Annotated in this window: 28 protein-coding genes; 15 read left to right on the top strand and 13 right to left on the bottom strand. The window is 73.8% G+C overall.

From position 1 onward, the window contains the following. Positions 1–44: 44 nt before the first annotated feature. The 4 genes from ACZ4VF_RS01430 to ACZ4VF_RS01415 all read right to left on the bottom strand — a co-directional run bounded on the left by ACZ4VF_RS01430 (position 45) and on the right by ACZ4VF_RS01415 (position 3,519). Entirely contained in the window at positions 45–278 is a 234-nt protein-coding gene (locus tag ACZ4VF_RS01430) for a hypothetical protein (RefSeq protein ID WP_467922417.1), read from the bottom strand. Between the two features lie 68 nt (positions 279–346). Beyond that, positions 347–1,378: an SDR family oxidoreductase gene (locus ACZ4VF_RS01425; protein WP_467922416.1), complete on the bottom strand. Its 1,032-nt coding sequence runs from the start codon at positions 1,376–1,378 to the stop codon at positions 347–349. A gap of 384 nt (positions 1,379–1,762) precedes the next feature. Then, positions 1,763–2,419 carry an HAD family hydrolase gene (locus ACZ4VF_RS01420; RefSeq protein WP_467922414.1) on the bottom strand — a complete coding sequence of 219 codons (657 nt, stop codon included), beginning with the start codon at positions 2,417–2,419 and terminating at the stop codon, positions 1,763–1,765. Positions 2,420–2,451: 32 nt separating this feature from the next. After that, entirely contained in the window at positions 2,452–3,519 is a 1,068-nt protein-coding gene (locus tag ACZ4VF_RS01415) for a PHP domain-containing protein (protein ID WP_467922413.1), read from the bottom strand. A 150-nt stretch (positions 3,520–3,669) separates the two neighbouring features. Here ACZ4VF_RS01415 and ACZ4VF_RS01410 point away from each other — a divergent pair, with 150 nt between their 5' ends. Both ACZ4VF_RS01410 and ACZ4VF_RS01405 read left to right on the top strand, forming a co-directional pair. Further along, positions 3,670–4,458 carry an SDR family oxidoreductase gene (locus ACZ4VF_RS01410; RefSeq protein WP_467922412.1) on the top strand — a complete coding sequence of 263 codons (789 nt, stop codon included), beginning with the start codon at positions 3,670–3,672 and terminating at the stop codon, positions 4,456–4,458. A 65-nt stretch (positions 4,459–4,523) separates the two neighbouring features. Continuing rightward, positions 4,524–4,769 carry a hypothetical protein gene (locus ACZ4VF_RS01405; RefSeq protein WP_467922411.1) on the top strand — a complete coding sequence of 82 codons (246 nt, stop codon included), beginning with the start codon at positions 4,524–4,526 and terminating at the stop codon, positions 4,767–4,769. A gap of 18 nt (positions 4,770–4,787) precedes the next feature. Here ACZ4VF_RS01405 and ACZ4VF_RS01400 read toward each other — a convergent pair whose 3' ends face one another. Further along, the gene (locus ACZ4VF_RS01400; RefSeq protein ID WP_467922410.1) at positions 4,788–6,023 is read right to left on the bottom strand and encodes a lectin; all 1,236 of its coding nucleotides are present in this window, start codon (positions 6,021–6,023) and stop codon (positions 4,788–4,790) included. 99 nt (positions 6,024–6,122) lie between these two features. Beyond that, positions 6,123–6,731: a VanZ family protein gene (locus ACZ4VF_RS01395; RefSeq protein WP_467922409.1), complete on the bottom strand. Its 609-nt coding sequence runs from the start codon at positions 6,729–6,731 to the stop codon at positions 6,123–6,125. Between the two features lie 235 nt (positions 6,732–6,966). On the opposite strand from ACZ4VF_RS01395, the gene ACZ4VF_RS01390 reads away from it, so the two are divergent. From ACZ4VF_RS01390 to ACZ4VF_RS01365, 6 genes are all read left to right on the top strand, one after another. Next, entirely contained in the window at positions 6,967–7,158 is a 192-nt protein-coding gene (locus tag ACZ4VF_RS01390; protein WP_467922408.1) for a hypothetical protein, read from the top strand. Continuing rightward, positions 7,155–7,607, top strand: coding sequence for an MrpF/PhaF family protein (locus tag ACZ4VF_RS01385; protein ID WP_467922407.1), 453 nt, complete (start codon positions 7,155–7,157; stop codon positions 7,605–7,607). Before ACZ4VF_RS01390 ends, ACZ4VF_RS01385 begins: the two co-directional genes overlap by 4 nt. A gap of 444 nt (positions 7,608–8,051) precedes the next feature. Further along, positions 8,052–8,312, top strand: a complete 261-nt coding sequence (locus ACZ4VF_RS01380; protein WP_467922406.1) for a Na(+)/H(+) antiporter subunit B — start codon at positions 8,052–8,054, stop codon at positions 8,310–8,312. Next, entirely contained in the window at positions 8,309–9,070 is a 762-nt protein-coding gene (locus tag ACZ4VF_RS01375) for an MnhB domain-containing protein (RefSeq protein WP_467922404.1), read from the top strand. Before ACZ4VF_RS01380 ends, ACZ4VF_RS01375 begins: the two co-directional genes overlap by 4 nt. An 8-nt stretch (positions 9,071–9,078) precedes the next feature. Continuing rightward, on the top strand, positions 9,079–9,426 hold the full coding sequence (locus ACZ4VF_RS01370) for a sodium:proton antiporter (protein WP_467923741.1): 348 nt from the start codon (positions 9,079–9,081) through the stop codon (positions 9,424–9,426). Continuing rightward, complete coding sequence (locus ACZ4VF_RS01365; protein ID WP_467922403.1) at positions 9,426–11,192, top strand: complex I subunit 5 family protein; 1,767 nt, start codon at positions 9,426–9,428, stop codon at positions 11,190–11,192. The genes ACZ4VF_RS01370 and ACZ4VF_RS01365 overlap by 1 nt, the downstream gene beginning before the upstream one ends. Here the strand turns inward: ACZ4VF_RS01365 and ACZ4VF_RS01360 are convergent. The 3 genes from ACZ4VF_RS01360 to ACZ4VF_RS01350 all read right to left on the bottom strand — a co-directional run bounded on the left by ACZ4VF_RS01360 (position 11,120) and on the right by ACZ4VF_RS01350 (position 13,402). Beyond that, positions 11,120–11,854, bottom strand: a complete 735-nt coding sequence (locus tag ACZ4VF_RS01360) for a DUF4230 domain-containing protein (RefSeq protein WP_467922402.1) — start codon at positions 11,852–11,854, stop codon at positions 11,120–11,122. The two genes, ACZ4VF_RS01365 and ACZ4VF_RS01360, sit on opposite strands and share 73 nt — an antisense overlap. 60 nt (positions 11,855–11,914) lie before the next feature. Next, a complete protein-coding gene (locus ACZ4VF_RS01355; RefSeq protein WP_467922401.1) occupies positions 11,915–12,295 on the bottom strand; it encodes an anti-sigma factor antagonist in 381 nt (126 codons plus the stop codon). 156 nt (positions 12,296–12,451) lie between these two features. Then, positions 12,452–13,402 carry an NADP-dependent oxidoreductase gene (locus ACZ4VF_RS01350; protein WP_467922400.1) on the bottom strand — a complete coding sequence of 317 codons (951 nt, stop codon included), beginning with the start codon at positions 13,400–13,402 and terminating at the stop codon, positions 12,452–12,454. 71 nt (positions 13,403–13,473) lie between these two features. Between ACZ4VF_RS01350 and ACZ4VF_RS01345 the strand changes: the two genes are divergently transcribed. Continuing rightward, positions 13,474–14,442, top strand: a complete 969-nt coding sequence (locus tag ACZ4VF_RS01345) for a GlxA family transcriptional regulator (protein WP_467922399.1) — start codon at positions 13,474–13,476, stop codon at positions 14,440–14,442. Between the two features lie 62 nt (positions 14,443–14,504). Continuing rightward, positions 14,505–15,365, top strand: a complete 861-nt coding sequence (locus ACZ4VF_RS01340; protein ID WP_467922398.1) for a hypothetical protein — start codon at positions 14,505–14,507, stop codon at positions 15,363–15,365. A gap of 12 nt (positions 15,366–15,377) precedes the next feature. Here the strand turns inward: ACZ4VF_RS01340 and ACZ4VF_RS01335 are convergent, their stop codons facing one another. Then, entirely contained in the window at positions 15,378–17,003 is a 1,626-nt protein-coding gene (locus ACZ4VF_RS01335; protein WP_467923740.1) for an amidohydrolase, read from the bottom strand. Positions 17,004–17,668: 665 nt separating this feature from the next. Here ACZ4VF_RS01335 and ACZ4VF_RS01330 point away from each other — a divergent pair. Both ACZ4VF_RS01330 and ACZ4VF_RS01325 read left to right on the top strand, forming a co-directional pair. Beyond that, complete coding sequence (locus ACZ4VF_RS01330; RefSeq protein ID WP_467922397.1) at positions 17,669–18,133, top strand: pyridoxamine 5'-phosphate oxidase family protein; 465 nt, start codon at positions 17,669–17,671, stop codon at positions 18,131–18,133. A gap of 84 nt (positions 18,134–18,217) precedes the next feature. Beyond that, on the top strand, positions 18,218–18,610 hold the full coding sequence (locus ACZ4VF_RS01325) for a VOC family protein (RefSeq protein ID WP_467922396.1): 393 nt from the start codon (positions 18,218–18,220) through the stop codon (positions 18,608–18,610). A 69-nt stretch (positions 18,611–18,679) separates the two neighbouring features. Here the strand turns inward: ACZ4VF_RS01325 and ACZ4VF_RS01320 are convergent, their stop codons facing one another. Together ACZ4VF_RS01320 and ACZ4VF_RS01315 are read right to left on the bottom strand one after the other, a co-directional pair. Then, positions 18,680–18,982 (bottom strand): DUF4235 domain-containing protein, encoded by a 303-nt coding sequence (locus ACZ4VF_RS01320; protein WP_467922395.1) that lies wholly within the window; start codon positions 18,980–18,982, stop codon positions 18,680–18,682. Between the two features lie 28 nt (positions 18,983–19,010). Continuing rightward, positions 19,011–20,027 (bottom strand): glutathione S-transferase family protein, encoded by a 1,017-nt coding sequence (locus ACZ4VF_RS01315; protein ID WP_467922394.1) that lies wholly within the window; start codon positions 20,025–20,027, stop codon positions 19,011–19,013. Between the two features lie 160 nt (positions 20,028–20,187). Between ACZ4VF_RS01315 and ACZ4VF_RS01310 the strand changes: the two genes are divergently transcribed. After that, positions 20,188–21,240 carry a cation diffusion facilitator family transporter gene (locus ACZ4VF_RS01310; protein ID WP_467922393.1) on the top strand — a complete coding sequence of 351 codons (1,053 nt, stop codon included), beginning with the start codon at positions 20,188–20,190 and terminating at the stop codon, positions 21,238–21,240. A gap of 78 nt (positions 21,241–21,318) precedes the next feature. Here the strand turns inward: ACZ4VF_RS01310 and ACZ4VF_RS01305 are convergent, their stop codons facing one another. Then, the gene (locus ACZ4VF_RS01305; protein WP_467922392.1) at positions 21,319–21,768 is read right to left on the bottom strand and encodes a nitroreductase family deazaflavin-dependent oxidoreductase; all 450 of its coding nucleotides are present in this window, start codon (positions 21,766–21,768) and stop codon (positions 21,319–21,321) included. Positions 21,769–22,008: 240 nt separating this feature from the next. On the opposite strand from ACZ4VF_RS01305, the gene ACZ4VF_RS01300 reads away from it, so the two are divergent. Both ACZ4VF_RS01300 and ACZ4VF_RS01295 read left to right on the top strand, forming a co-directional pair. Then, positions 22,009–23,238: a cytochrome P450 gene (locus tag ACZ4VF_RS01300; protein ID WP_467922391.1), complete on the top strand. Its 1,230-nt coding sequence runs from the start codon at positions 22,009–22,011 to the stop codon at positions 23,236–23,238. A 12-nt stretch (positions 23,239–23,250) separates the two neighbouring features. After that, positions 23,251–23,451: a ferredoxin gene (locus ACZ4VF_RS01295; RefSeq protein ID WP_189299357.1), complete on the top strand. Its 201-nt coding sequence runs from the start codon at positions 23,251–23,253 to the stop codon at positions 23,449–23,451. Positions 23,452–23,498: the final 47 nt, after the last annotated feature.

The following is a 23,498-nucleotide window of genomic DNA, read 5'->3' as shown; positions in this document are numbered from 1 at the left end:
TCTTCCCCGGCCCGGAGCGGCGGTCCGCCCCGGGATGGCGCCGCTCAGGCCGACGGCTCCTGCGGACCCGGGTGTTCCGGGTGGACCGTGCCGCTCCGGGTGGAACCGCGGGGGCCGGTACCGGCCTCGTCCGTGTCCGGTACGGCGTCCTCGTCCGGTTCGTCGTCCCGCGGGCGCGTCGGGGCGACGTCCCACGGGTCCTCGTCGGTACGGGCCTGCTGGTCGGGCATGTCCCGGGGGACCGGCCTCGACCCGGGCCCGGGTTTCTGCACAGACATGACGTTCTCCGTTCTCCCTCGGCTGTACCGGCGTTTCGCCCCGACCGGGCCGGCGTTCGTCGCCCGGCTCAGCCGACCCTCCGTCCGCGCATCGGTTCGGTCTCCATCCCGCCGCCCTTCCGCAGCCCGTCCAGGAACTCCCGGAACACCTCGGTCGCCGTGCGCCGTGGCTCCCAGCCCAGCTCGGCGCGCGCCCGTGCGCAGTCCATCAGGGGCAGCCGCAGCACCGCGTCGAACAGGTGCGGGGAGGCGGGCAGCAGGTGCAGCCCCCACGCGGCGGCGATCGCCGAGCGGGCCGCCGTACGCGGCAGCCGCAACGGCCGGGAGCCGAGCAGCTCGGCGAGGACGCCCGCGTCCAGCGGGGGATCGGCGGCCAGGTTGAAGGCGCCCCGCGCGCTGTCCGTGCGCACGGCGAGCCGGTAGGCCTCGGCCGCGTCGTCCGTGTGCAGCGCCTGGACCCTCAGTCCCGGGACGTCCGGCAGGAACGGCAGCAGCTCCGGCCGGGCCAGCGGGCCGGGCAGGAACCGCCCGCCGAAGATCCGCCGCTGCTCGCTCGCCGACTCCCACTTGAACAGGAACGCCGGGCGCATCCGGACCACCCGCACCTCCGGGTGATCCCGCTCGAACACGTCCAGGGTGCGCTCCAGATAGGCCTTCTCCCGGCAGTACGCGGCATCCGGCCAGCCGTGGGTCGGCCAGGACTCGTCCACCGGTCGGTCCTTCGGGCCCGGTGAGTACGCCCCGACGGAGGACGCGTGCACCAGCACCGGCACCCGGGCCGCGGCGACGGCCTCGAAGACCCGGATGCTGCCGAGCACGTTGGTCCGCCAGGTGGTGGCCGGATCGTGCGTCGGCTGGAACGCCCAGGCCAGGTGGATCACGGCGTCGGCACCCTCGAACCGCTCGGCGAGGTTGTCCTCGTCCGAGCCCAGGTCGACGGCGGACCACTCGGTCTTCGGCGGCGACCACCGGGGCGTCCGCCGGGCCAGTCCCCGCACCGACTTCACACCGGGGTCCTCCGAGAGCAGACGCACCACACTCGTCCCGACGTTGCCGGTGGCCCCTGTCACGACCACCCTGCTGCCCGCTGAGCTGCTCACCTTCGGCTCCTCTCGTCGGCATCGGCGGAGGCTGCGACGAGCGGCCGGGTACCCGGCGGCCGGACCCGCACACGCGGCCCTCCGGGCAGCCGACAGCCGACAACCGGCGGTGGCCGGCGGGCCAGGGGCAGCGGCGACGGGCGACGGGCAAGGAAAAGCCCCGGCCGTGACGGGGGAATCACGACCGGGGCGGTCAGGTGGTGGGTGCGGATGGCGGTCGCCTCTCGGCGAGACGCTCCACAGGGCTTCAGCCGAACGATCGTCCCTGTGGGCAAAAGGTGAGGCCCGGGGACACTGTCCCATCCACACCCACGGTTGGTTCAACGGGCAACCACATCCGGGTGTTCCATACCCGCACGTGACCTGCGTCACCTCCGGGGCCGCTCAGCCCAGCGGGCTGCCGTCCAGCCGGGCCAGGAGGTCGGCCGGGTCGGCATACACCGTCTCCGCCCCGGCCTCCTCCAGGTCGGCGCGCGGGATCCCGCCGCACAGCAGCCCCACGCAGCGCACCCCCGCCTTGCTTCCCGCCCGCATGTCCCACACGGTGTCCCCGACGAACACCGCCCGCGAGGCCGGCACCCCGGCCAGCTCCAGCGCGTGTTCCACGGGCTCGGGGGCCGGCTTGCCCCGCGTCACGTCGTCCGCGCTCGCCGTGGCCGCGATGGCCTCGTCCGCGTCGATGGCCCGGCGCAGGGCGCCCAGCTCCGCACCGCTCGCCGAGGTGGCGAGGACCACCGTCCAGCCGTCCCCGTGCAGCCGCCGCAGCAGCTCCCCGGCGCCCGGAAGCGCGGGGAGCCGGTCGAAGTACTGCCCGTACAGCGCCGTGTGCGCCGCGCTCAGCCGTGCGTCCTGGTCCCGGTCCCGGTCGTCGCCGAGCAGATGGGCGACCAGGTCCGTGGAGCCGAGCCCGACGGCCCGGTGCACGGCGTGCATGGGGACGTCGTGCCCCGCCTGCCGGAACGCCTCCCACCAGGTGACGACATGCAGGTGATTGGTGTCGACGAGGGTTCCGTCGACGTCGAACACGGCGGCACGGTCCATACCGGGTCCTCTCTCAGCCCTGTGGGCATCTGTCAGCTTCCGCTCCGTGTACCACGTCCGGACCCCGCCACGCGTGCAGGCAGTCGCCCCTCACGGGTCCAGCCCAGCAGCTCCTCGGCCGACCAGGTGGTCACCACCCGTTCGGGCGGCACCCCGCACTCCTCGGCCCGGGCGCAGCCGAGGATCTGCCAGTCCAGCTGGCCGGGCGCGTGCGCGTCGGTGTCGACCGAGAACAGCACGCCCGCCTCCACCGCCCGGCGCAGCAGCCGCCGCGGCGGGTCCAGCCGTTCCGGACGGCTGTTGATCTCCACGGCGGTGCCCGACTCGGCGCAGGCGGCGAAGACCTCGTCCGCGTCGAACTGCGACTCCGGCCGCCCCCGGCCCGTGACCAGGCGTCCGGTGCAGTGCCCGAGGACGTCGGCGTGCGGATCGCGCACGGCGGCCACCATCCGGCGGGTCATCGACCGCGCGTCCATCCGCAGCTTGGAGTGGACCGACACCACGACCACGTCCAGCTGCTCCAGCAGCTCCGGTTCCTGGTCCAGCGAGCCGTCCTCCAGGATGTCGCACTCGATGCCGGTGAGCAGCCGGAACGGCGCCCACCGGGCGTTCAGCTCCGCCACCACCGCGAGCTGCTCCCGCAGCCGTTCCGGCGACAGCCCGCGGGCCACGGTCAGCCGGGGGGAGTGATCGGTGAGCGCGGTCCACTCGTGCCCCAGATCGGCCGCCGCCCGCCCCATCTCCTCGATCGGGCTGCCCCCGTCGGACCAGTCGGAGTGCGTGTGGCAGTCCCCGCGGAGCATCGCCCGCAGTTCGGCACCGGCACCCTGGGCGCCGGCCGCCGCCCCCGCCTCCTCCTCCAGCCTGCGCAGGTACGCGGGCACCTCCCCGGCCAGGGCCTCCCGCACCACCTGCGCGGTCTTCGGCCCGACCCCCTTCAACGACTCCAGCGTCCCGGCCGCGGCCCGCTCGGCCACCTCGTTCTCCGGCAGTGCGGCCAGCGTCCGGGAAGCCGTGCGGAAGGCCCGTACCCGGTAGGTGGGCGCGAGCGCCCGCTCCAGGAGAAAGGCGATCCGGTCGAGAGCGGCGACGGGGTCCATGCACACCAAGGTCGCACCGGACGCACCGAAGGGCGCGGGGAACCGCCCGGGCGACCGGCCACCCGCCCGCACCGCCCCGCTCGGTGAACCCCGTTTGCCCTCCGCACCCCCGGGTACTGCGATGCCCACGCTCACTCGAGGAGGTCGGCCATGCCCCGCGCAGCGATCGTCACCGGTTCGGACTCCGGCATCGGCCGGGCCACCGCCGTACGCCTGGCCGAGGCGGGCCTGGACGTCGGCATCACCTGGCACGCGGACGAGAAGGGTGCCGAGGAGACCGCGGAGGAGGTCCGCCGCGCCGGCCGCCGCGCCGCCGTGGCCCGGCTGGACCTCACCCGGCTGCCCGAGGCCGCCGACACCGTGGACGAGCTGTGCGAGGAGCTGGGCCGGATCGACGTCCTGGTCAACAACGCCGGTACGGGCACCATGACCCCCTACCTGGACCTGACCCTGACCGACGTGCGCCGGGTCCTGGACGTCGACCTCGTCGGCCCGTTCCTTCTGGGGCAGCGGGCCGCGCGGCGGATGATCCGGCAGGGCGAGGGCGGCCGGATCGTGAACGTCACCTCCGTGCACGAGCACCAGCCCCGGGTCGGAGCGGCCCCCTACTGCGCGGCCAAGGGCGGCCTCGGCCTGCTGACCCAGGTGATGGCCCTGGAACTGGCCGAGCACGGCATCACCGTGAACGCCGTCGCGCCGGGTGAGATCGCCACCCCGATGACCGGCCAGGAGGACACCGACGTCCACACCGAGCGCCGCCCCGGCGTGCCGCTCGGCCGGCCCGGCGACGCCCGCGAGGTCGCCGCGGTGATCGCGTTCCTCGCGAGCCCCGACGCCTCCTACGTCACCGGCGCCTCCTGGAGCGTCGACGGCGGCATGCTCCGTATGGGTCCGCAGGCCGGCTCCCACCTGACCAGCGACGACTGGCGCCGCCCCTGAGCCGGTCCGCTGGACGGTTCCGGTGGACGACCCGTCGGCGCGGGATGCGTTCTACCCTCGATTGCATGACCGAACAAGCAGCTCCCCACATCTCCCATCCGCGGATCCTGGTCCTCGGGGTGTGCCCGGGACGGCACGGTGAGCCGCCCTTCCGGATCATGGAGATCGACGGTCAGGTGGTCGGTCAGGCCAGGACCGTCACCGACGTGCTGGAGACGGCTGCCGCCTACGGCATCCCCATCCACGACCTCGACGACCCGGACGTGGTCCGCTTCGTGGGCGGGGACAAGTACACCTGGAGGCTGCACTGACCGGTCGGCACGTCCGGCTCAGCCCACCGTCCACTTCTGGTTGGCGCCGCCCGTGCAGGTCCAGATCTGCAGCCGTGTCCCGTTGGCCGCGTTGTTGCCCGTGACGTCGAGGCACTTGTTCGCCTGCGGGTTGACGATGTCGCGCGCCCCGGTGACGGTCCACTTCTGGTTGGGGCCGCCGGTGCAGTCCCACAGCTGGACGGTGGAGCCGTCCGCGGTGCCGTTGCCCGTGACGTCCAGGCACTTGCCGAGCGCCCGCAGCGTGCCGTCCGAGCCGACGGTCCAGGACTGCGCGCCGGTGCCGTTGCAGTCGTAGAGCTGGACCGGGGTGCCGTTCGCGGGGTTCGCGCCCGCCACGTCCACGCACTTGCCCGCAAGCCCCCGGATCGGCGCACCGGCCGTGCCGCCGCTCGTGGTCACCGACACCGAGTCCACCACCAGTGTCTGGGGGAACTGCGTCGAGCCGTCCGGGTCGCCGGGCCAGTAGCCGCCGACCGCGAGGTTGAGGATCAGGAAGAACGGCTTGTTGTAGACCCAGGTCTTGCCGCCCAGGTCGGCGGGGGTGCGGCGCTGGTACACGTTGCCGTCCACGGACCAGGTGATCGAGTCGGGCGCCCAGTCGACGGCGAACGTGTGGAAGGCGTCCGCGAAGGCCTGCCCGTTCGGCAGGGTGTAGCCGGCGCCTATGCCGCCGGAGCCTGAGTAGCCGGGGCCGTGGATGGTGCCGTGCACCGTCGACGGTTCGAATCCGACGTTCTCCATCACGTCGATCTCGCCCGAGTCCGGCCAGTTGACCGGCGTGCCGAGCATCCAGAACGCGGGCCACATGCCCTGCCCGCGCGGGATCTTCATGCGGGCCTCGACATGGCCGTACTGGGCGGTGAACTTCCCGGCCGTGTTCAGCCGGGCCGAGGTGTACTGGCAGCTGCCGTACCAGCACTGGTAGCCGGCCGGGTTCTCCTTCCGGGCGGTGATCACCAGGTGGCCCTGGCCGTCGAGGGCGGCGTTCCTGGTGCCGGAGGTGTAGTACTGCCGCTCGTGGTTGTTGACGTTGTCCCCGGTCTCCAGGGTCCACTTCGAGGCGTCGACCGCGGCGCCGGCGGGTCCCTCGAAGGTGTCGGAGAAGGTGGTGACGGCCGCTGCCGCCGGGGCACCGCGCTCGGCGGCCCGGGCCGGGCCGACGGCGACGGAACCGACCAGGGCGGCGGACAGTGCGGCGAGAAGACATCTGCGGAGCAGGCGCGGGGAGGCCATGGCTCTCCGTTCGGTGTGGGGGCGGGAGCTGTGCGCCTCTTGATTTAAGGAGTGAGATAAGGGGGCGTCAATACTCTGGTACGGACCTGTTGCCGACGATCACCCGGCCGACGGTTCCTGCACCCGCCGGTGCACCCCTCGCCCGAGCAGCCGCCCCAGCAGCAGCCAACCCACCAGCGCCCCGGCCGAGTTGAGGATGACGTCGTCGATGTCGAAGGCGCGCCCGGTGACCACCGCCCCCTGGACCAGCTCCACCATCAGCATCACCAGCGCGGTCAGCGCCAGCACCTGGAGCGCGCCCCGGGCGCGCGGCGCGAGGACCGGCACGAGCACCCCGAACGGCACGCCCAGCAACAGGTTTCCGCCGACCTGCCGGATGGCGTCACGCGCCGACGCCTGCGTCAGGTAGGCGTGGAGCGAGCGGCCCGGGTGCAGGTTGCTGTGCGTCAACGACACCGACGCGGGCGACGGCTGGAGCGTGATGCGGGCCAGGACGACGGCGAACGCCACCATCGCCGCGAACGCGACCAGCATCGCCAGCAGCCGGACGGGCAGCGGCAGCGCGTGCCGCGGCCGGACCGGTTCGGCCGGCTGCCGCCTCCGGGCGGTGCGCAGCAGCTCCGGCAGCCGGGGCCTGACCGCCTCGGCGGGCTGCCGCCTCCGGGGGGTGCGCAGCAGCTCCGGCAGTCGCGGGACGGTGCGGGCCATACGGTCCTCCAGGGGTCAACTTCGGGGTCCGGAAAGTCGGTTACCCGCACCCCGGCCGAGGATGCCGCCGCCCGCGCGCACCCGCCCCGGGTTTCCGTTCACGCCTCCGGGGCACTGTGGGTGCGGACCCGCGTGCCGCCGCTCCCGCCCGGGTCCGGCGGTGCTTGGATGCCCCCAGCGGCACCCCGGACACATCGCCGCGTACCCGAGCACAGCGGACTCCAGGAGGTGCCGCATGACCCGCCGTACGGCCCGCGCGGCCGTCCTCGCCGCCGGTGAACTCCTCGCCTGGTGGGCGGCGCTGGCGCTGCTGTGGCTGGTGCTCATCAGCACGGTCGACACCCTGGAACGGATCGTCGGAGCGAGCTGCGCCGCCGCGGGCGCCCTGCTGGCCCGGGCCGGCCGGCGGGCGGTGACCTGGCGGTGAACGGCTGGATCCTCGCGGCGACCGTCGAGCTGGGCGGGGGAGGCGCGGCCGCCCTGTGGGGCGTGACCACCGGCCCGCCGGCCCGCCGGGTGATCGCCCAGAACATGACCACCTCCGCCGTCTGCCCGGCCCTGCTGCTCCTCGCCCAGGGCTACGGCCGCCCCTCCTACGTCGACCTCGCCCTGCTCCTCGCCCTCCTCGGCCCGGTCGGCACCCTGGTCTTCGCCCGCCTCCTCTCCGACGACCTGGCCGGTGAGCGCCCGAGTGGCCGGGCGCTGACCTGGGCGGCGGCGGCACTGGGCGCCGTGGTCGTCCTCGCCGTGTGCGTGGCCGGCGACCCGGGCCGGGCGACCGTGAAGCTCCTGGTGATCGCCGCCCTGCTGATCAGCGGCAACCTGATCGCCTCCCGTGCGCTGGCGGGCGGGTTCCGGGGGGTGGGCGGTGGCTGACGGGACGCGGGACACGGGCGGCTCCGGTGCCCCTTCCGGGACAGCCCCGGGCGCCCGCCGGGTGGCCGGCCCGGTGACGGACGGCCGCGGGGTCCGGTGCGCCGTGGCCGGCGGTGTGCGGGGTTCGGCTGCTGGTGGGGGAGTTCGGGGTGTGTGCGGGGTGGTCGGTCCGGTGAGGGGCGGCGGGGCTGTCGGCTGCGCCGTGGCCGGCGGGGTGTGGGGTTCGGCTGGTGGTGGGGGAGTTCGGGGTGTGTGCGGGGTGGTCGGTCCGGTGAGGGGCGGCGGGGCCGTTGGGTGCGTCGTGGCCGGCGGTGTGTGGGGTCCGGTGACGGACGGCCGGGAGGCGGGGCGTGTCGGGGACGGCGGGGCGTGGGGCCCGGCCGGTGGCGGGGGAGCCCGGGGCGCCGGGGATGCGACGGTCGGTGTGCGGAAGGCGGGTGCCCTGTGTCCGACGCGCTGATCGTCGTCGTCCTCGTACTCGCGGCCGCCTCCGCCACCGCGGCCGTGGCCCAGCGCGACCCCGCCCGTCAGGCGCTGGTGCTGTCCGTCCTCGGCGTGCTGCTGGCCGCGCTGTTCACCGTGCTCCAGGCCCCCGACGTGGGCCTGTCCCAGCTCGCCGTCGGCTCCGCCCTCACCCCGCTGCTGATCATGCTGTCGGTGCGCAAGATCAGACGCCGGGGCCGTTCGAAGGAGGGGCCGAGGTGAGCCGGCTGCGGCTGGTCCTGCTGGCCGTCGGCGGCGCGGGCCTGGCCGCCCTGCTCGCCGCCGCCTGCCTGCGCCTGCCGGACTTCGGCGGCCGCCGGCACCCGTACGGCGACCGGGCCGTGCACGCCTCCCTCGCCCGGCACACCGCCAACACGATCGCCTCCGTCAACTTCGACCAGCGCGCCTACGACACCCTCGGCGAGATGAGCATCCTGTTCGCCGCCGTCCTCGGCTGCGTGGTGCTGCTGCGCCAGGCCCGCGACGAGCGGCGGGCACGGCCCGAACCCGCCGAGGTGGCACGCCCGGTCCGCCGCTACGCCCTGCTCGTGCTGCCCGTCGCCCTGCTCACCGGCCTGTACGTCATCGCCCACGGCCAGCTCAGCCCCGGCGGCGGCTTCCAGGGCGGCGTCGTCGCCGCGACCGCCCTGCACCTGCTCTACCTCGGCGCCGACTACCGCGCGCTGGAACGCGTCCGCCCGCTCGGCGTCTACGAGACCACCGACTCCCTCGCGGTCGCCGCCTACCTCGTGCTGGGCACCGCATCGGTCCTGGCCGGCACCGCCTTCCTCGCCAACACCCTGCTGCCGTACGGCACCTTCAACACGCTGTCCTCCGGCGGCTCCGTCCCGCTGCTGAACGCCGCCGTCGGCATGGAGGTGGCCGGCGCGGTCGTCGTCCTGCTCGCCCACTTCCTCGACCAGGCCGTGGAGATCGAGGAGACGAGCGGGGGACGGACCGAGGGAGCGCACGAGAGGTGAACACCGTGATGCACGTCCTTCCGTACCTGACGGCCGCCTACATCTTCCTGACGGGCTGCTACGGCCTCGCGACCAGCCGGAACCTGATCCACGCCGTCGGGTGCCTCGCCGTCTGCCAGTCCGCGACCTACGTGCTGCTGCTGGCGGTCGGCTACCGCGACGGCGGCACCGCTCCCGTCTTCTCCGACATGAAGCCCGGCTCCCGGCCGGTGGTCGACCCGGTGGTGCAGGCCCTCACCCTCACCGACATCGTCGTCGGCGCCACCGTCACCGCGCTGCTGCTCGCCCTCGTCCAGCAGATCGCCAAACGGCACGGCACGATCGACCCCGACGAACTGCGGGAGCTGCGCGGCTGATGCACCATCTGATCCCGCTGATCGTCGCGGTCCCGCTGCTCGGTGCCGCCCTGCTGGTGGCCGTGGGCCGCCGCCTGCCCCGGATCGCCGTCGAGATCACCGGGTTCGCCGTCTCCGGCGGTACCGCCGCCCTCGCGCTCGTGCTGCTGCTGAACTCCGCCCCGCCGATGGTCGAGTGGGTCGGCGGCTGGCTGCCCGTCGGCGGCGAGAGCGTCGGCATCCTGGTGGTCGGCGACGGCCCGGCGCTCGGCATGGCCTCGCTCGCCTCCCTGCTGACCCTCGCCGCCCTCGCCTACTCCTGGCGCTACTTCGACGAGCCCCCGCGGGACCACGCCGGCTCGTTCACCGCGCTGATGCTGGTCTTCCAGGGCGCCATGTGCGGATTCGCCCTGGCCGGCGACCTGTTCAACGCGTTCGTGTTCTTCGAGCTGATGAGCGTGGTGGCGTACGCCCTGACCGGCTACCGCATCGACGAGGCCAAGGCCGTGCAGGGCGCGCTGACCTTCGGTGTCGTCAACTCCCTCGGCGCGTACGCCCTGCTGATGGGGATCGCCCTGCTGTACGCCCGCACCGGCGAACTGGCCATGGCGAAGATCGGCCGGGGGCTCGACGCCGCCGGCGGGCAGGGCGGCCCCGACGCGCTGGTCCTCGCCTCCTTCGTGCTGGTGCTCACCGGGCTGCTGGTGAAGGCGGCGGCCGTGCCGTTCCACTTCTGGCTCCCGGACGCGCACGCCGTCGCCCCCACCCCGGTCTGCATGCTCCTGTCCGGCGTCATGGTCGAACTCGGCTCCTACGGCGTGTGGCGGGTGTACGGCACCGTGTTCGCCGGTCCCGGTGGCATCCCCGCCGCCGACCTGACCCGGGCCCTGGTGGTCCTCGGCGCCCTCACGGCCGTGACCGGCGCCGTCATGTGCTGGTACCAGCGGCACATCAAACGGCTCCTCGCGTACTCCACCGTCTCCCACACCGGCCTGTTCCTCGTCGGGCTCGGCGTCCTCAGCCCCGAGGGCGACGACGGCGTGGCCCTGTACCTGCTCGGCCACGCCGGGGTGAAGGCCGCGCTGTTCGCCTGCGCGGGCGCCCTGCTGGACCGGTTCGCCAGCGTCGACGAGCACGCGCTGCACGGCCGGGGCCGGCCCCTGCGGGCCACCGGGGTCATGTTCGCCGTCGGCGCCCTCGGCCTCGCCGGCCTGCCGCCGTTCGGTACGGCGCTGGGCAAGGCGGTCACCGAGGAGGCGGTCGGCGGCCCGCTCACCGTGGTGTACGTGGCCGCCTCCGCGATCACCGCGGGCGCGGTGCTGCGGGTCGCCGCCCGCGTCTTCCTGGGCCTCGGACCGCGCCCCGAGGACGCCGAGTACGAGACCAGCGGCTCCGACGAGGAACCGGAGACGTCCGGGCTGCTGCGGCGGATCCCGGACACCATGACGACCGTGCCCGCCGTCCTGCTCGCCGCCGCCCTCGCGATCGGGGTGGTCCCCGGCTTCGGTGCCGTGGTGGCCCGGTCCGTCAACGAGGCCGGCTCGGGCGGCGCGCACGCCTCCGCGCACTGGACCGCGCACGGCGTGCTGCTGGGCGTGGCCTCGACCGCGCTGGCCCTGGCGCTGGCCGGCCTCGCCGTCACCCGCCCGGCCTGGCTGGCCGCCCCGGGCTGGGCCGCGCCCCTCAGGCGCCTGCAGTCCGGGCACGTCGGCGACTACGTGGCCTGGCTGCTGGTGGGCGCGACCGTCCTGGGGGCGCTGGCCCTGCCCGGGGTGCTCGGCTCCTGATCAGGGCCGTACTTGATGTGCACCTCCGTGAAGCCGAGGGAGCGCAGCAGCCCCTGGAGCATGTCGGTGGTGTTGCTCTCGGCACGCGCGGTCAGCCCGCTGCGTTTCGCGGCGTCGCCGATGTGCCGCACGGCGAGCCGTTGCACGGCCTGCTCGCTGTTGGGGTTGTCCGAGAACAGGTCGCCGAGCCGGTCCAGCAGGCCGCGCTGCTTGGACACGGCGTAGGAGTGGTCGGGATCCAGGGCCGGCCTGCCGAGCCGCGCGTGCGGCAGCCGGATGGTCGCGGACGTACGGTCGCCGTCGACCGTGACGTCCTTGTCGCCGACCCGGCCGAGGTCCACGTAGGCGTCCACGGTGCCCGCGCCGACGTACAGGGTGCGGGTGCCGCGGATGGCGTCGGGCAGGAACTTCGCGTCCTTCTCCAGGTCCACGACGACCTGGAAGTTGCCCGAGGCCGCGTCGTAACGGCTCATGTCCTGGATGGACTTGAGCAGCGCGGGTCCGGAACGGTCCTCGGTCTCGGTGCCGAACAGGTCCTTGATGCCCGGCAGTACCGCCAGCCGTATCCCGGCGAACAGCAGCGCGAGCACCAGCACGATCGCCGCCACGGCCATGGTCATGAACTTGGCCCAGCCCGGCAGGCGCCTCACGGGAGTCGTCATCGCGACGGCCCTCCTTCCTGCCGACCGGATGCCCGCGGACGGCCGGAACAGACCGGTCTGTCACAGCGAGCCCGACGCGGCCTCGGACCGGGCCAGGGCCGCGTCCAGGTCCGGCTGGGGAGGCAGCAACCGGGTCAGCCCGGTGACCCGGAACACCCGCAGGGTCAACGGGTGTGTGCACACCAGGTGCAGCTGCCCGCCGCGCTCCAGCACCCGCAGGCGCGCCCGGTACAGCAGCCGCAGGCCCGAGCAGTCGAAGAACTCCACCGGCCGCAGGTCGATGACGACCCGGGCGCCGGGCCGGTCGGTGACCCGGTCGAGGAACGGGCCGATCTCCGTCGCCGCGGCGATGTCGATCTCGCCCCGGAACTCCAGCACCGTGTGCCCGCGGTGGTCGTACACGCCCAGTTGCCGGGTGAGAGGTACGGGTTCGTGTCGCACCTCGGCACCACCTCCCACCCCGCGCCCCGACGTCGGTTCCCGATCGTCAAGTTACCCTCGATGGAAGGAATTTGAGCATGTTCGATTGACATATGTCTTCGAGTTTGACGCGTGTCGGCCGGTGTCGTTCGGCCCGTCCCGCCCGGCCGGCGCCGCTCAGTCCGCCAGCAGCACCAGCTTCCCGGTGGTCCGGCCGGTGTCGCCCAGCTCGTGCGCCTTCGCCGCGTCGGTCAGCGGGAACGTCCCGGCGATCGTCGCCTTCAGCCGCCCCGACTCCGCCAGTTCCGCGATCGCCCGCATCCCCGAACGGTCCGCGTCGACCAGCATGCGCACCGCCCGCACGCCGAGGCGCTCGGCCTCCTCGTAGAAGTCGTCGTCGCCCACCGGCAGGATCGACACCACCACACCGCCCGGCCGCAGCGTCCGCAGGGACCGTACGGAGGTCTCGCCGCCCAGCGTGTCCAGGACCACGTCGACGTCCCGGACCGTCTCCGTGACATCGGTGGACCGGTAGTCGACCGGCTCGTCCACGCCGATCTCCCGCAGGAAGTCGTGCTTGCCCGCGCTCGCCGTACCGATCACGTACGCCCCGCGCGCCTTGGCGATCTGCACGGCCACATGGCCGACACCGCCGGCCGCCGCGTGGATCAGCACCCGCTGCCCCGGCTGGAGGTCCGCGTGCTCGGTCAGTGCCTGCCAGGCGGTCAGGGAGACCAGCGGCAGCGCACCCGCCTGGACGTGGTCGAGGGAGGCCGGCTTGTGCACCAGGGCCCGGACCGGGGCGATGGCGTATTCGGCGTGCGAGCCGTGGCCGAAGGGGTAGGGCAGCATGCCGAAGACCTCGTCGCCGGGCCGGAACGCGGCCGCGCCGATCCCGGTCTCCGCGACCTCCCCGGAGACGTCCCAGCCGAGGACGAACGGGGGTTCGCCCAGGAACCCGCCGGTGGCCCGGTGCTTCCAGTCGGTGGGGTTCACCCCGGCGGCCCGCACCCGGACCAGCACCTCGTTCGGGCCCGGCTTCGGCCGCTCGACCTGTACTTCCTTCAGGACCTCGGGACCGCCGAGGACGTCCTGGCTGATGGCTCGCATCGTGTTCACATCGCTCATGGTCCCCCAGCCTGCCGGAGCCCGCCCGGCCGGGAAATGGCATGAAAGCCAACCTTCGATAGAATCGTGCCATGTCTGATGTGGAGCTGCGCCCCCGGCGCCCGGAGCGGGTCGTCGTCCTGGCGCTCGACGGCGTCTACCCCTTCGAGCTGGGCATCCCCAGCCGCATCTTCGGCGCGGCCGACGGCCACTACGAGGTGCTCACCTGTTCGGTCGACGGCCGCCCGGTGCGCACCAACGCCGACTTCACCATCGGCGTCGCCCACGGCCCGGAGGTCCTCCCGACGGCCGACACGGTCGTGGTCGCCTCCATGGCGCCCGTCCACATCCCCGCCGAACTGCCCGCCGGGGTCCGCGACGCCCTCGCCCGGATCCGCCCGGACGCCCGGATCGTCTCCATCTGCACGGCCGCCTTCGTGCTCGCCGAGGCCGGCCTCCTCGACGGCCGCAGGGCCACCACCCACTGGCAGGTGGCCGACCTGTTCCGCCGCCGCCACCCCCGCGTGGACCTCGACCCGGACGTCCTCTTCGTCGCCGACGGCCGCATCCTCACCTCGGCCGGGGCGGCCTCCGGCGTCGACGTCTGCCTGCACATCGTCCGCACCGACCACGGCAGCGAGCTGGCGAACGCCGTCGCCCGCCGCTGCGTCGTGCCCCCCTTCCGGGACGGCGGCCAGGCGCAGTACATCGAGCAGCCGGTCCCCGAGAGCGGCGCCGCCAGTACGGCCGCGACCCGCGCGTGGGCGCTGGGGCGCCTGGACGAACCGCTGACCCTCGCCGACCTCGCCGGGCACGCCCGCATGAGCCTGCGCACCTTCGCCCGCCGCTTCAACGACGAGGTCGGCCTCAGCCCCGGCCGCTGGCTGATCCAGCAGCGGGTGGCCCGCGCCCGGCACCTGCTGGAGGCCAGCGACCTGCCGGTGGACCGGATCGCCGCCGAGGTCGGCTTCGCCACCGGCGCCTCGTTGCGCCAGCACCTGCACGCGGCGATCGGCGTCTCCCCGCAGGCCTACCGGAGAACCTTCCAGCAGGCCCGCTGAACGTTCCGGCCCGCCACGGCGTCGAAGGAGCGCACACGACGGCGGGAGAACGGGGGCGGGGCATGCGCGGGAGGCTCGTGGCGGCGGGGGCGGTGCTGGCGGCAGGGGTGGTGCTGGCGGCGGTGGCGGGGTGCGACGACGGCCCCCGGCCGGACCTGGTGGTGAAGGGCACCCCTCCGGCGACCCCCTACAGCGGTCCGCTCCGCGTACCGACCCGGCAACTCGACGACGGCACCCCCGAGGCGGCCCGGCTGGCCTCCGGGGCGGCCGGGCGGGCGCTGGAGTGCGACGGGGAGATCTTCGACGGCTCCGGACCCGACGGCTGGAGCAGGTCCGACGGCGGGGACACCCCGGCGGAGGGCCTCGCCCTCTACTTCGACATGGTCCAGCCGGAGCAGCCCGACCACGGCTACCGAGTGGAACGCCGGGAGCGGGACCGGGTCCTCTACTCCTACGACGTGCACGGCCGCACCAAGGTGGCGGTCGTGGTGGCCAAGGACCAGAAGGGCCGGCCCGGCTGGGGCCCGGAGACCAGCGCCTCCTGCGACCCGGCCGAACTCCCGGAGAGCTTCACGGCCACCACCGACTGGCAGATCTGGACCGACCGCGCGGGCCGCCGGGTCCCGGTCACCACGGTCCACAGCTCGACCGGGCCGGAACACTGCGGCTGGCAGTCCGCCGCCTTCCTCGCCCTGGGGAAGCGGACCTACGCCCGGGACCCCGACGGCGTACTGGGCCGGGACGGGCTGCTCCGGGCGCCGTACCGGGCGGCGGTCCGCATGCCCGCCGACGCCCGGGACACCGGGTACCACCGCCGTGGGCGGCGGCTGTGGCTGACGCCCGACAGGGCGACGGCGTACGTCCGCACGGACCACGGCGTGGAGGCGTGGCCGCTGGTCGCGGAGGGCGTCGGCTGCGACTGACCGGCCCCGCGCTCACCCCGCGGCGTACACGCAGGCGCCTCCCACATAGGTCAGCGCCACGCGCGTCTCCGCGATCGCCTCCGGCGGCCCCGAGAACGGGTCCCGGTCCAGGACCACCAGATCGGCGAGCGCGCCGGCCGCCACCCGGCCGGTGTCGTCCAGATGGTTCACGTACGCCGAACCGGCCGTGTACGCCGTCACCGCGTCGGCGAGGGAGAGCCGTTCGTCCGGCAGGAACACCGGCCCGGTGCCGCCCGGCTCGACCCGGTTGACCGCGACATGGATGCCCTGGAGCGGATCCGGGCTGCTCACCGGCCAGTCGCTGCCCGCCGCGAGCCGCGCCCCGGAGCGCAGCAGCGCCCCGAACGGGTACTGGAGCCGGGCCCGGTCAGGCCCCAGGAACGGGATCGTCAACTCGTCCATCTGCGGCTCGTGGGCGGCCCACAGCGGCTGGATGTTGGCGGTGGCGCCGAGCCGGGCGAACCGGGGCACGTCCTCCGGGTGCACGACCTGGAGGTGGGCCAGGTGCGGACGGGTGTCCCGCGCCCCGCCCGCCTCCCGGGCCGCCTCGACCGCGTCCAGCGCGTCCCGTACGGCACGGTCGCCCAGCGCGTGGAAGTGGCACTGGAAGCCCAGCGCGTCCAACTCGGTGACGTACCGGGGGAGCAGAGCCGGGTCGATGAAGCTCGTGCCGCGGTTGGCCGTGACGCAGCCGCAGCGGTCCAGGTACGGTTCGAGCAGCGCGGCGGTGTGGTTCTCCGCGACCCCGTCGAGCATCAGCTTCACCGCGCCCGCCCGGAACCGGCCCCGGCTCATGGCGGCCCGCCTCTCGACGAGTTCCGGGATCTGCTCGGCCCCCCGCTCACGGTCCCACCACAGGGCGCCCACGACCCGTGCGGTGAGCGAACCGTCCTCGGCCGCGGTGAGGTACGCCTCCGCCGGGTCGTCCATGCCGAGGAAGTCACCGACCAGCGCGTCCTGCCAGGCGGTGATGCCGAGGGCGTGCAGGTGCCGCTGGGCGTGCAGCAGCGCGGCCAGCCGGTCGGCGCGGGTGGCGGGCGGGGCCAGCCGGCCGACCAGCTGCATCGCGCCCTCCTGGAGCGTGCCGCCGGGCTCCCCGGAGGCGTCCCGTTCGATCCGCCCGTCCGCCGGGTCCGGCGTGTCCCGGCCGATGCCGGCCAGCTCCAGCGCCCGGCTGTTCACCCAGGCGCCGTGATGGTCACGGTTGGGCAGGTACACCGGCCGGTCCGGGACGACCGCGTCCAGCAGCTCCTTCGTCGGTGTACCGCCCGCGAACGCCTCCATCGACCAGCCGCCGCCGAGGATCCACTCCCGCTCCGGGTGGGCCTCGGCGTAGGCGCGTACGGCGGCCACGGTCTCCTCGGCCGTCGTCCGGCCCGTCAGATCGCACCGGGACAGCTCCAGTCCGGCCGGCACCGGATGGACGTGCGCGTCCTGGAAACCCGGCAGCAGCAGCCGCCCGGCCAGGTCCACCACCTGCGTGCGAGGACCGGCGAGTCCGCGCACCTCCGCGTGCCCGACGGCGGTGATCCGGTCCCCGGTGACGGCCACGGCCGTGGCGGTACGGCCCTCGGGGGTGAGGACGGGGCCGCCGGTGAAGAGCAGGTCAGCGTGCATGATGCCTTTCCAGGTCGGTCGGTTCGAGGGGGCGAGCGGCTTCGGCGAGCCGGCGTCGGTGCCCGCACCCGTGGTGAGGTACGGCGACTCGCGCACCCACGCCGACCAGCCGGCCACCGGTGACCCGGACATGATCATCGCAAGCGGCACGAAGAGTGGGAACCCGCCGTCGTCCGCGCTGATCCGGAAGTGGCCGCCGGAGGGGTGGAAGGACCAGCCGGTGCTCGCGATCGCCGACGAACCGATCGCCCGGAGCCCGTGCCCGCGGAGTCGAGGGCGCCGGAGGCGAGGGCCTGGTCCATGAACGCGTGGTGGACCCGCACCGCCTGCGCGTCCGGGAACCCGGCCCGGGGCAGCAGGCCGGGGATGCTCTCCACGGCCTGGATCTCGTGCGTGAGGCCGGTGACGCGAGGGGCGCCGGGCATCCGGGCGCGAGGCGGGGGCGGAGGTGTGGCGGACGGCCTACGGCCCGCTGCCCGCCGGGACCCGCCCGCACATCGCGGTAACCGCCCGCCACCCCGACGCCGGCATGCGCGCCGGCTCCTGCCCGGCAGCGCCGGACCTGTTCCCCGCCGCCGCCCGGACACGCCCGGGGAACCCGTGCGCGCACCGGGGACCTCCGGCCACACTGATCGCAGGCGATCACTTCGAGGAGGCCGTACACCATGACCCCGCCCCCCGCCCGCGGCTTCGAGCAGCGCAAGAAGGACACCCTCCGCCGGCTGGAGAACGACGTCGACGCGTGGGTCGCCACCGCCGGACCCGACGGCGCGGCTCCGTACCTCGTCCCGCTGTCCTTCGTGTGGGACGGTGACTCGCTGCTGCTCGCCACTCCGGCCGACAGCCCCACCGGCCGCAACCTCGTGGCCGGCGGCCGGGTCCGGCTCGGTATCGGCCCCACGCGGGACGTCGTCGTGGTCGAGGGGATCGCGCGGGCGGTGACGCCCGAGGACCTGCCGGAGGAGGACGCCGAGGTCTTCGCCGGGAAGACCGGCTTCGATCCGCGCCGGCTGGCCGAGCGGTACCTGTACTTCAGGGTCCTGCCGCGGCGGATCCAGGCCTGGCGCGAGGCGAACGAGCTGCGCGGGCGTGATCTGATGCGCGACGGCGAGTGGCTGGCGGCCGACTGAATCGGGCGGCCCGGGATATCCGCCTGGGAAGAGGCCGAGAGAGCGAGCGGCCCGGACAACGCTTCCTCGATCCCGGGAGGATCCATGACACTGGTGAAGGCGGGCATGGTGGTGCTGGACTGCTCCGAACCCGAGGAACTCGCCGAGTTCTACCGCGAGTTGCTGGACGGCGAGCTGACCGCCGCGTCCGCCAACCTGGTGGAGGTGCGCGGCGCCGACGGATTCCGGCTGGCCTTCCGGCGCGATGTCAACGCCACCCCGGCCAGCTGGCCGCGCCCCGAGAACTCCCTTCAGCTGCATCTCGACTTCCTGGTCCACGACTTGGACGAGGCCGAGCGGCGCGTCGTGTCCCTGGGCGGCCGGCCCGTCGAGACGAGGGCCGCCACGGGCGTTCACGAACACCGCGCCTACGCCGACCCCGCCGGCCACTCCTTCACCCTGCGCCTGCAGCCCCGGACGGCACCCAAGCAGGGGTGAAGGGCGCCGCGGTCGCGCCGCCGCGGTGGGGGCGCCGCAGCTCAGGGGCTGCGGCGCCGGGGCGGAGGGTCAGTCGCGGCCGGTCTTGTCCGTGGCCGGCCATACGCCCGTCGAACGGGCGATGGCCTTCGCACCGGTACGGTCCACCGCGCTGCGCACCACCGCGAAGATCGCGCCCTGGACCGCCGCGGCCAGCAGGATCTCGCCCCAGCCACGGTCCGGGTCCAGCGCGTCGGGCGCGTCCTCCTCGTGCCGGATGGCCATCCAGGCCTTGCGGAAGGCCATGCCGGCCAGCGCACCGCCCGCCCAGCTGAGCACGAAACCGACCGGCTGGTAGACCAGCGGGAGCTTCTTCTTCTTGTTCTTGACCATGTGTGACTACTTCCTCGTGAGACGTCCCTCATGCGGGGTGTCCTGGAGGGGGCACCCGTTCGCCGGGAGGCACCGGCCCGGGCGGCGTCCCGTCCCCGAACGGCCGCCCTCCCAGCTCCGCGCGGCCGTGCGGGCTCAGCCAGCCCGCGAGATCCGGGCCGAGCGGCACGATGCCGGTGGGGTTGATACCGGAGTGCACCTGGTAGTAGTGCCGCTTGATGTGGCCGAAGTCGACCGTGTCCCCGAAGCCCGGGGTCTGGAACAGGTCCCGCGCGTAAGCCCAGAGCACCGGGTGCTCGGCCAGCTTCCAGCGGTTGCACTTGAAGTGCCCGTGGTACACCGCGTCGAACCGGACCAGCGTGGTGAACAGCCGGATGTCCGCTTCCGTGAGGGTGTCACCGACCAGAAACCGCTGCCCGGACAGCCGCTCACCGAGCAGTTCCAGCCGCCGGAACACGGCCGCGCAGGCCTCTTCGTACTCCTTCTGCCGCGTGGCGAACCCGGCCCGGTACACACCGTTGTTCACGTCCTCGTAGACCTCGGCCATCACCTGGTCGATCTCCTCACGCCGGTCCGCCGGGTACAGGTCCGGCGCACCCGCGCGGTGCAGTGCCGTCCACTCGGTGGCCAGGTCGAGGGTGATCCGCTGGTAGTCGTTGGTGACCAGCCGCCCGCTCGGCACGTCCACCACCGCGGGCACGCTCACCCCGCCGGGGTAGCCGGTCTCCCGCCGGTCGTAGGCCTCGCTCAGGAACCGGATGCCGAGCACCGGGTCCCGGCCGCCGGGGTCCAGGGTGAACCGCCAGCTGCGGTCGTCCTGGACCGGATCGGCCACCGCCATGGGCAGCGCCTCCTCCAGCCCCAGCAGCCGGCGTGAGACCACCGCCCGGCTCGCCCAGGGGCACGCGCGGGACACCACCAGCCGGTAGCGGCCCGCCTCGACCGGCCAGCCGTCCCGGCCGTCGGCGGTGATCCGGTCCGTGAAGTGGCTCCTGGACCGGGTGAAGGCCCGGTGCCCGTAGGCGCTGTTGCCGTCGCCGCCCATGCTCTCCTCCTCGCCGCACGGAGTCGCGGAGTCGCGGAGTCGCGGAGTCGCGGAGTCGCGGAGTCTCCTCGCTCCCGCGTTCCCCGTTTCGCCCGGACCGCACGGTGCCTCGCCCGGACCGCACGGTGTGAGCCGCCCGGTCCGGGGCAGTCGGCCAAGGGTGAGCAGGACATCCCCCGAACAGAAGACGGCCGCCCGTACGGCCGACGTCACAGCCGACGCCGACGCCCCGGCCGGTGCCCCCTCCGGCGCCGCGGCCGACGCCCAGGCCGACCGGCACACCACGATCACCGTCCTCGTGGCCCTCGCCGCCAATCTGGTGATCGCCGTTGCCAAGGCGGCCGGCGGCGTCCTCGCGGGCTCGCCCGCGCTGCTGTCGGAGGCCGCGCACTCGGTCGCCGACAGCCTCAACGAGGTCTTCCTGCTGGCCGCGCTGCGCCGCAGCCGCCGCCCCGCCGACGCCCGGCATCCCTTCGGCTACGGCAAGGAGCGCTTCTTCTGGTCCCTGCTCGCCGCCGTGGGCATCTTCGTCATGGGCGGCTGCTTCTCCTTCTTCCAGGGCGTGGAGGCCCTCCACGGCGGAGCCGAGGAGAAGTTCAGCGGCTACGTGGCGGGCCTGATCGTGCTCGGGGTCGCCCTGCTCGCCGAGGGGGCCTCGCTGCTGCGCGCGCTGCACCAGGTGCGCCGGCAGGGTGGTGGCCTCGCCGCGCTGCGCGATCCCGCGCTGCGGACGGTGGTCGCCGAGGATGGCACGGCGGTGCTCGGCGTGACCCTGGCCCTCATCGGGATGGGCCTGCACATGGCCACCGGGCAGGTCGTCTGGGAGGCCTCCGCCTCGCTGGCGATCGGTGTGCTGCTCGTCTACGTCGCCTACCGGCTGGGCCGCGACGCCAAGGCCCAGCTGATCGGGGAGGCCGCCGACCCGGAGCTGACCGGCAGGATCCGGGCGCTGCTGCGGGCGCAGCCGGAGATCGACAGCGTGGAGGCGGTGTTCACGATGAAGATGGGCCTCGACTCCACCCTGGTCGCCGCCCGCGTCGACCTGGCGCCGGGCCTGGATAGCGAGCGCGTCGAGGAGGTCGCCGTACGCATCAAGCGGTCCCTCACCCGGACGTTCCCCGAGGCCGGCCAGATCTTCCTGGACGTCACCGACCGGCCGGCGGGCGAGGCAGGAGAAAGCCCCGCCGCGACGGGGGAACGCGGCGGGGCCTGACGCACCAGTGCCCGCCCGGAGCCCGGTTCACACGCTCCGGAACAGATTTTTCCGAAACGGCCCGGTCTCCGGCCGGAATCAGCTCTCGTCGAGCGGCTCCAGCACGAAGACCGGGATCTCCCGGGAGGTCTTCTCCTGGTAGTCGGCGTAGGGCGGGTACGCGGCCACCGCCCGCTCCCACCACTCGGCCTTCTCCGCCCCGGTGACCTCTCGGGCCCGCATGTCCCGCTTCCGCGGCCCGTCCTGCAACTCGACGTGCGGGTCCGACTTCACGTTGAAGTACCAGACCGGGTGCTTCGGCGCGCCGCCCAGGGAGGCGACCGCCGCGTACCGCCCCTCGTGCTCCACCCGCATCAGCGGCGTCTTGCGGATCTTCCCGCTCTTCGCGCCCCGCGTGGTCAGCACGATCACCGGCATCCCGGTGTCGAGCAGCGTCGTCCCCTTCGTCCCGCCGGAGCTCTCGTACAGCTCGACCTGCTCGCGCACCCACTGCGTCGGGCTGGGCTCGTACTCGCCCTCAAGAGGCATGCGTCCCGCTTCCTTTCCTCGGTCCAACGATTCCGTGCCACCCGATCACTGCCCGCCCGCGGCGGAAAAGATCCCTCGCGCCCCGAACGGACGGTGGCCCGATCCGTTCGCCCCGGACGGGGTACTTCGGCCAGATGACGAAGGTCACCGAAGTGGCCGAACTTGACGTCGACCCATAGATGCCTGGGGCATCTAATGAAGATCGGCACGACGCACCTCTTTCGTCTGCGAGGTCTTTCCATGACGGAACTGACGGACACCAGCGGCCCGGCTGCCCCGGCCGACCCCGTCGCCTTCCCCCAGGACCGCACCTGTCCCTACCACCCGCCCACCGGCTACGACCCGCTGCGCGACGGGCGACCCCTGTCCCGCGTCACCCTCTACGACGGCCGCGAGGTCTGGGCCGTCACCAGCCACTCCACCGCCCGCGCCCTGCTCGCCGACCCCCGGCTGTCCACCGAGCGCCGCCGCCCCGGCTTCCCCGTGCCCACGCCCCGGTTCGAGGCGGGCCGCGACCGCAGGGTGGCCCTGCTCGGCCTGGACGATCCCGAGCACCACCGGCAGCGGCGCATGCTCATCCCGTCGTTCACCGTCAAGCGGGCGGCGGCCCTGCGCCCCTGGATCCAGCGGATCGTGGACGGGCTGCTGGACACGATGATCGCGCAGGGACCGCCCGCCGAGCTGGTCTCCGCCTTCGCGCTGCCCGTGCCCTCCATGGTGATCTGCGGCCTGCTCGGCGTGCCGTACGCCGATCACGAGTTCTTCGAGGAACAGTCCCGCAGGCTGCTGCGGGGCCCGACCGGCGCCGACACCGTCGCCGCCCGCGAGCGGCTGGAGGAGTACCTCGGCGGACTGATCGACGCCAAGGCCAAGGAGACCGAACCCGGCGACGGCATCCTCGACGAACTGGTCCACCAGCGGCTCCGCACCGGCGAACTCGACCGCACCGACGCCGTGTCGCTCGCCATCATCCTGCTGGTCGCCGGTCACGAGACCACGGCCAACATGATCTCCCTCGGCACCTACACCCTGCTCCAGCACCCCGACCGGCTGGCCGAGCTGCGCGCCGACCCCTCGCTGCTGCCCGCCGCGGTGGAGGAACTGATGCGGATGCTGTCCATCGCGGAGGGGCTGCAGCGGGTGGCGCTGGAGGACATCGAGATCGCCGGCACCACGATCCGGGCCGGCGACGGAGTGCTCTTCTCCACGTCGGTGATCAACCGCGACACCTCCGTCTACGACGAACCCGACGCCCTGGACTTCCACCGCCCCGACCGCCACCACATCGCGTTCGGCTTCGGCATCCACCAGTGCCTGGGCCAGAACCTGGCCCGCGCGGAACTGGAGATCGCCCTCGGCAGCCTGTTCACCCGGCTGCCCGGTCTGCGGCCGGCCGTCCCGGCCGAGGACATTCCCTTCAAACCCGGCGACACGATCCAGGGAATGCTGGAACTCCCGGTGACCTGGTAAGAGGCTCTGCTCATGCATATCGACATCGACAAGGACGTCTGTATCGGCGCCGGGCAGTGCGCGCTGGCCGCGCCGGGCGTCTTCACCCAGGACGACGACGGCTACAGCACCCTCCTGCCCGGCCGCGAGGACGGCGCGGGCGACGCGAACGTCCGGGAGGCGGCCCGCGCCTGCCCGGTCAGCGCGATCACCGTGCGGGACAGCACCGGCTGACGGGCCGTCCGGCGGTACGGCGTCCACAGCGCCGTACCGCCCGGGCC

The organism is Streptomyces sp. NPDC029151 (assembly GCF_055564315.1).
The sequence above is the reverse complement of the archived record's forward strand: the minus strand, read 5'-3'. Positions and strand labels throughout refer to the sequence as shown.

Excerpts from the sequence above, each read along its gene's own strand:
- ACZ4VF_RS01400 (WP_467922410.1), bottom strand. The coding sequence starts at position 6,023 with ATGGCCTCCCCGCGCCTGCTCCGCAGATGTCTTCTCGCCGCACTGTCC.
- ACZ4VF_RS01305 (WP_467922392.1), bottom strand. The coding sequence starts at position 21,768 with ATGCCTCTTGAGGGCGAGTACGAGCCCAGCCCGACGCAGTGGGTGCGC.
- ACZ4VF_RS01420 (WP_467922414.1), bottom strand. The coding sequence starts at position 2,419 with ATGGACCGTGCCGCCGTGTTCGACGTCGACGGAACCCTCGTCGACACC.
- ACZ4VF_RS01330 (WP_467922397.1), top strand. The coding sequence starts at position 17,669 with ATGACCCCGCCCCCCGCCCGCGGCTTCGAGCAGCGCAAGAAGGACACC.
- ACZ4VF_RS01315 (WP_467922394.1), bottom strand. The coding sequence starts at position 20,027 with ATGGGCGGCGACGGCAACAGCGCCTACGGGCACCGGGCCTTCACCCGG.
- ACZ4VF_RS01370 (WP_467923741.1), top strand. The coding sequence starts at position 9,079 with ATGCACGTCCTTCCGTACCTGACGGCCGCCTACATCTTCCTGACGGGC.
- ACZ4VF_RS01395 (WP_467922409.1), bottom strand. The coding sequence starts at position 6,731 with ATGGCCCGCACCGTCCCGCGACTGCCGGAGCTGCTGCGCACCCCCCGG.
- ACZ4VF_RS01415 (WP_467922413.1), bottom strand. The coding sequence starts at position 3,519 with ATGGACCCCGTCGCCGCTCTCGACCGGATCGCCTTTCTCCTGGAGCGG.
- ACZ4VF_RS01360 (WP_467922402.1), bottom strand. The coding sequence starts at position 11,854 with ATGACGACTCCCGTGAGGCGCCTGCCGGGCTGGGCCAAGTTCATGACC.
- ACZ4VF_RS01405 (WP_467922411.1), top strand. The coding sequence starts at position 4,524 with ATGACCGAACAAGCAGCTCCCCACATCTCCCATCCGCGGATCCTGGTC.
- ACZ4VF_RS01300 (WP_467922391.1), top strand. The coding sequence starts at position 22,009 with ATGACGGAACTGACGGACACCAGCGGCCCGGCTGCCCCGGCCGACCCC.
- ACZ4VF_RS01340 (WP_467922398.1), top strand. The coding sequence starts at position 14,505 with ATGCGCGGGAGGCTCGTGGCGGCGGGGGCGGTGCTGGCGGCAGGGGTG.
- ACZ4VF_RS01345 (WP_467922399.1), top strand. The coding sequence starts at position 13,474 with ATGTCTGATGTGGAGCTGCGCCCCCGGCGCCCGGAGCGGGTCGTCGTC.
- ACZ4VF_RS01335 (WP_467923740.1), bottom strand. The coding sequence starts at position 17,003 with ATGCACGCTGACCTGCTCTTCACCGGCGGCCCCGTCCTCACCCCCGAG.
- ACZ4VF_RS01410 (WP_467922412.1), top strand. The coding sequence starts at position 3,670 with ATGCCCCGCGCAGCGATCGTCACCGGTTCGGACTCCGGCATCGGCCGG.
- ACZ4VF_RS01350 (WP_467922400.1), bottom strand. The coding sequence starts at position 13,402 with ATGAGCGATGTGAACACGATGCGAGCCATCAGCCAGGACGTCCTCGGC.
- ACZ4VF_RS01325 (WP_467922396.1), top strand. The coding sequence starts at position 18,218 with ATGACACTGGTGAAGGCGGGCATGGTGGTGCTGGACTGCTCCGAACCC.
- ACZ4VF_RS01320 (WP_467922395.1), bottom strand. The coding sequence starts at position 18,982 with ATGGTCAAGAACAAGAAGAAGAAGCTCCCGCTGGTCTACCAGCCGGTC.
- ACZ4VF_RS01365 (WP_467922403.1), top strand. The coding sequence starts at position 9,426 with ATGCACCATCTGATCCCGCTGATCGTCGCGGTCCCGCTGCTCGGTGCC.
- ACZ4VF_RS01295 (WP_189299357.1), top strand. The coding sequence starts at position 23,251 with ATGCATATCGACATCGACAAGGACGTCTGTATCGGCGCCGGGCAGTGC.
- ACZ4VF_RS01390 (WP_467922408.1), top strand. The coding sequence starts at position 6,967 with ATGACCCGCCGTACGGCCCGCGCGGCCGTCCTCGCCGCCGGTGAACTC.
- ACZ4VF_RS01430 (WP_467922417.1), bottom strand. The coding sequence starts at position 278 with ATGTCTGTGCAGAAACCCGGGCCCGGGTCGAGGCCGGTCCCCCGGGAC.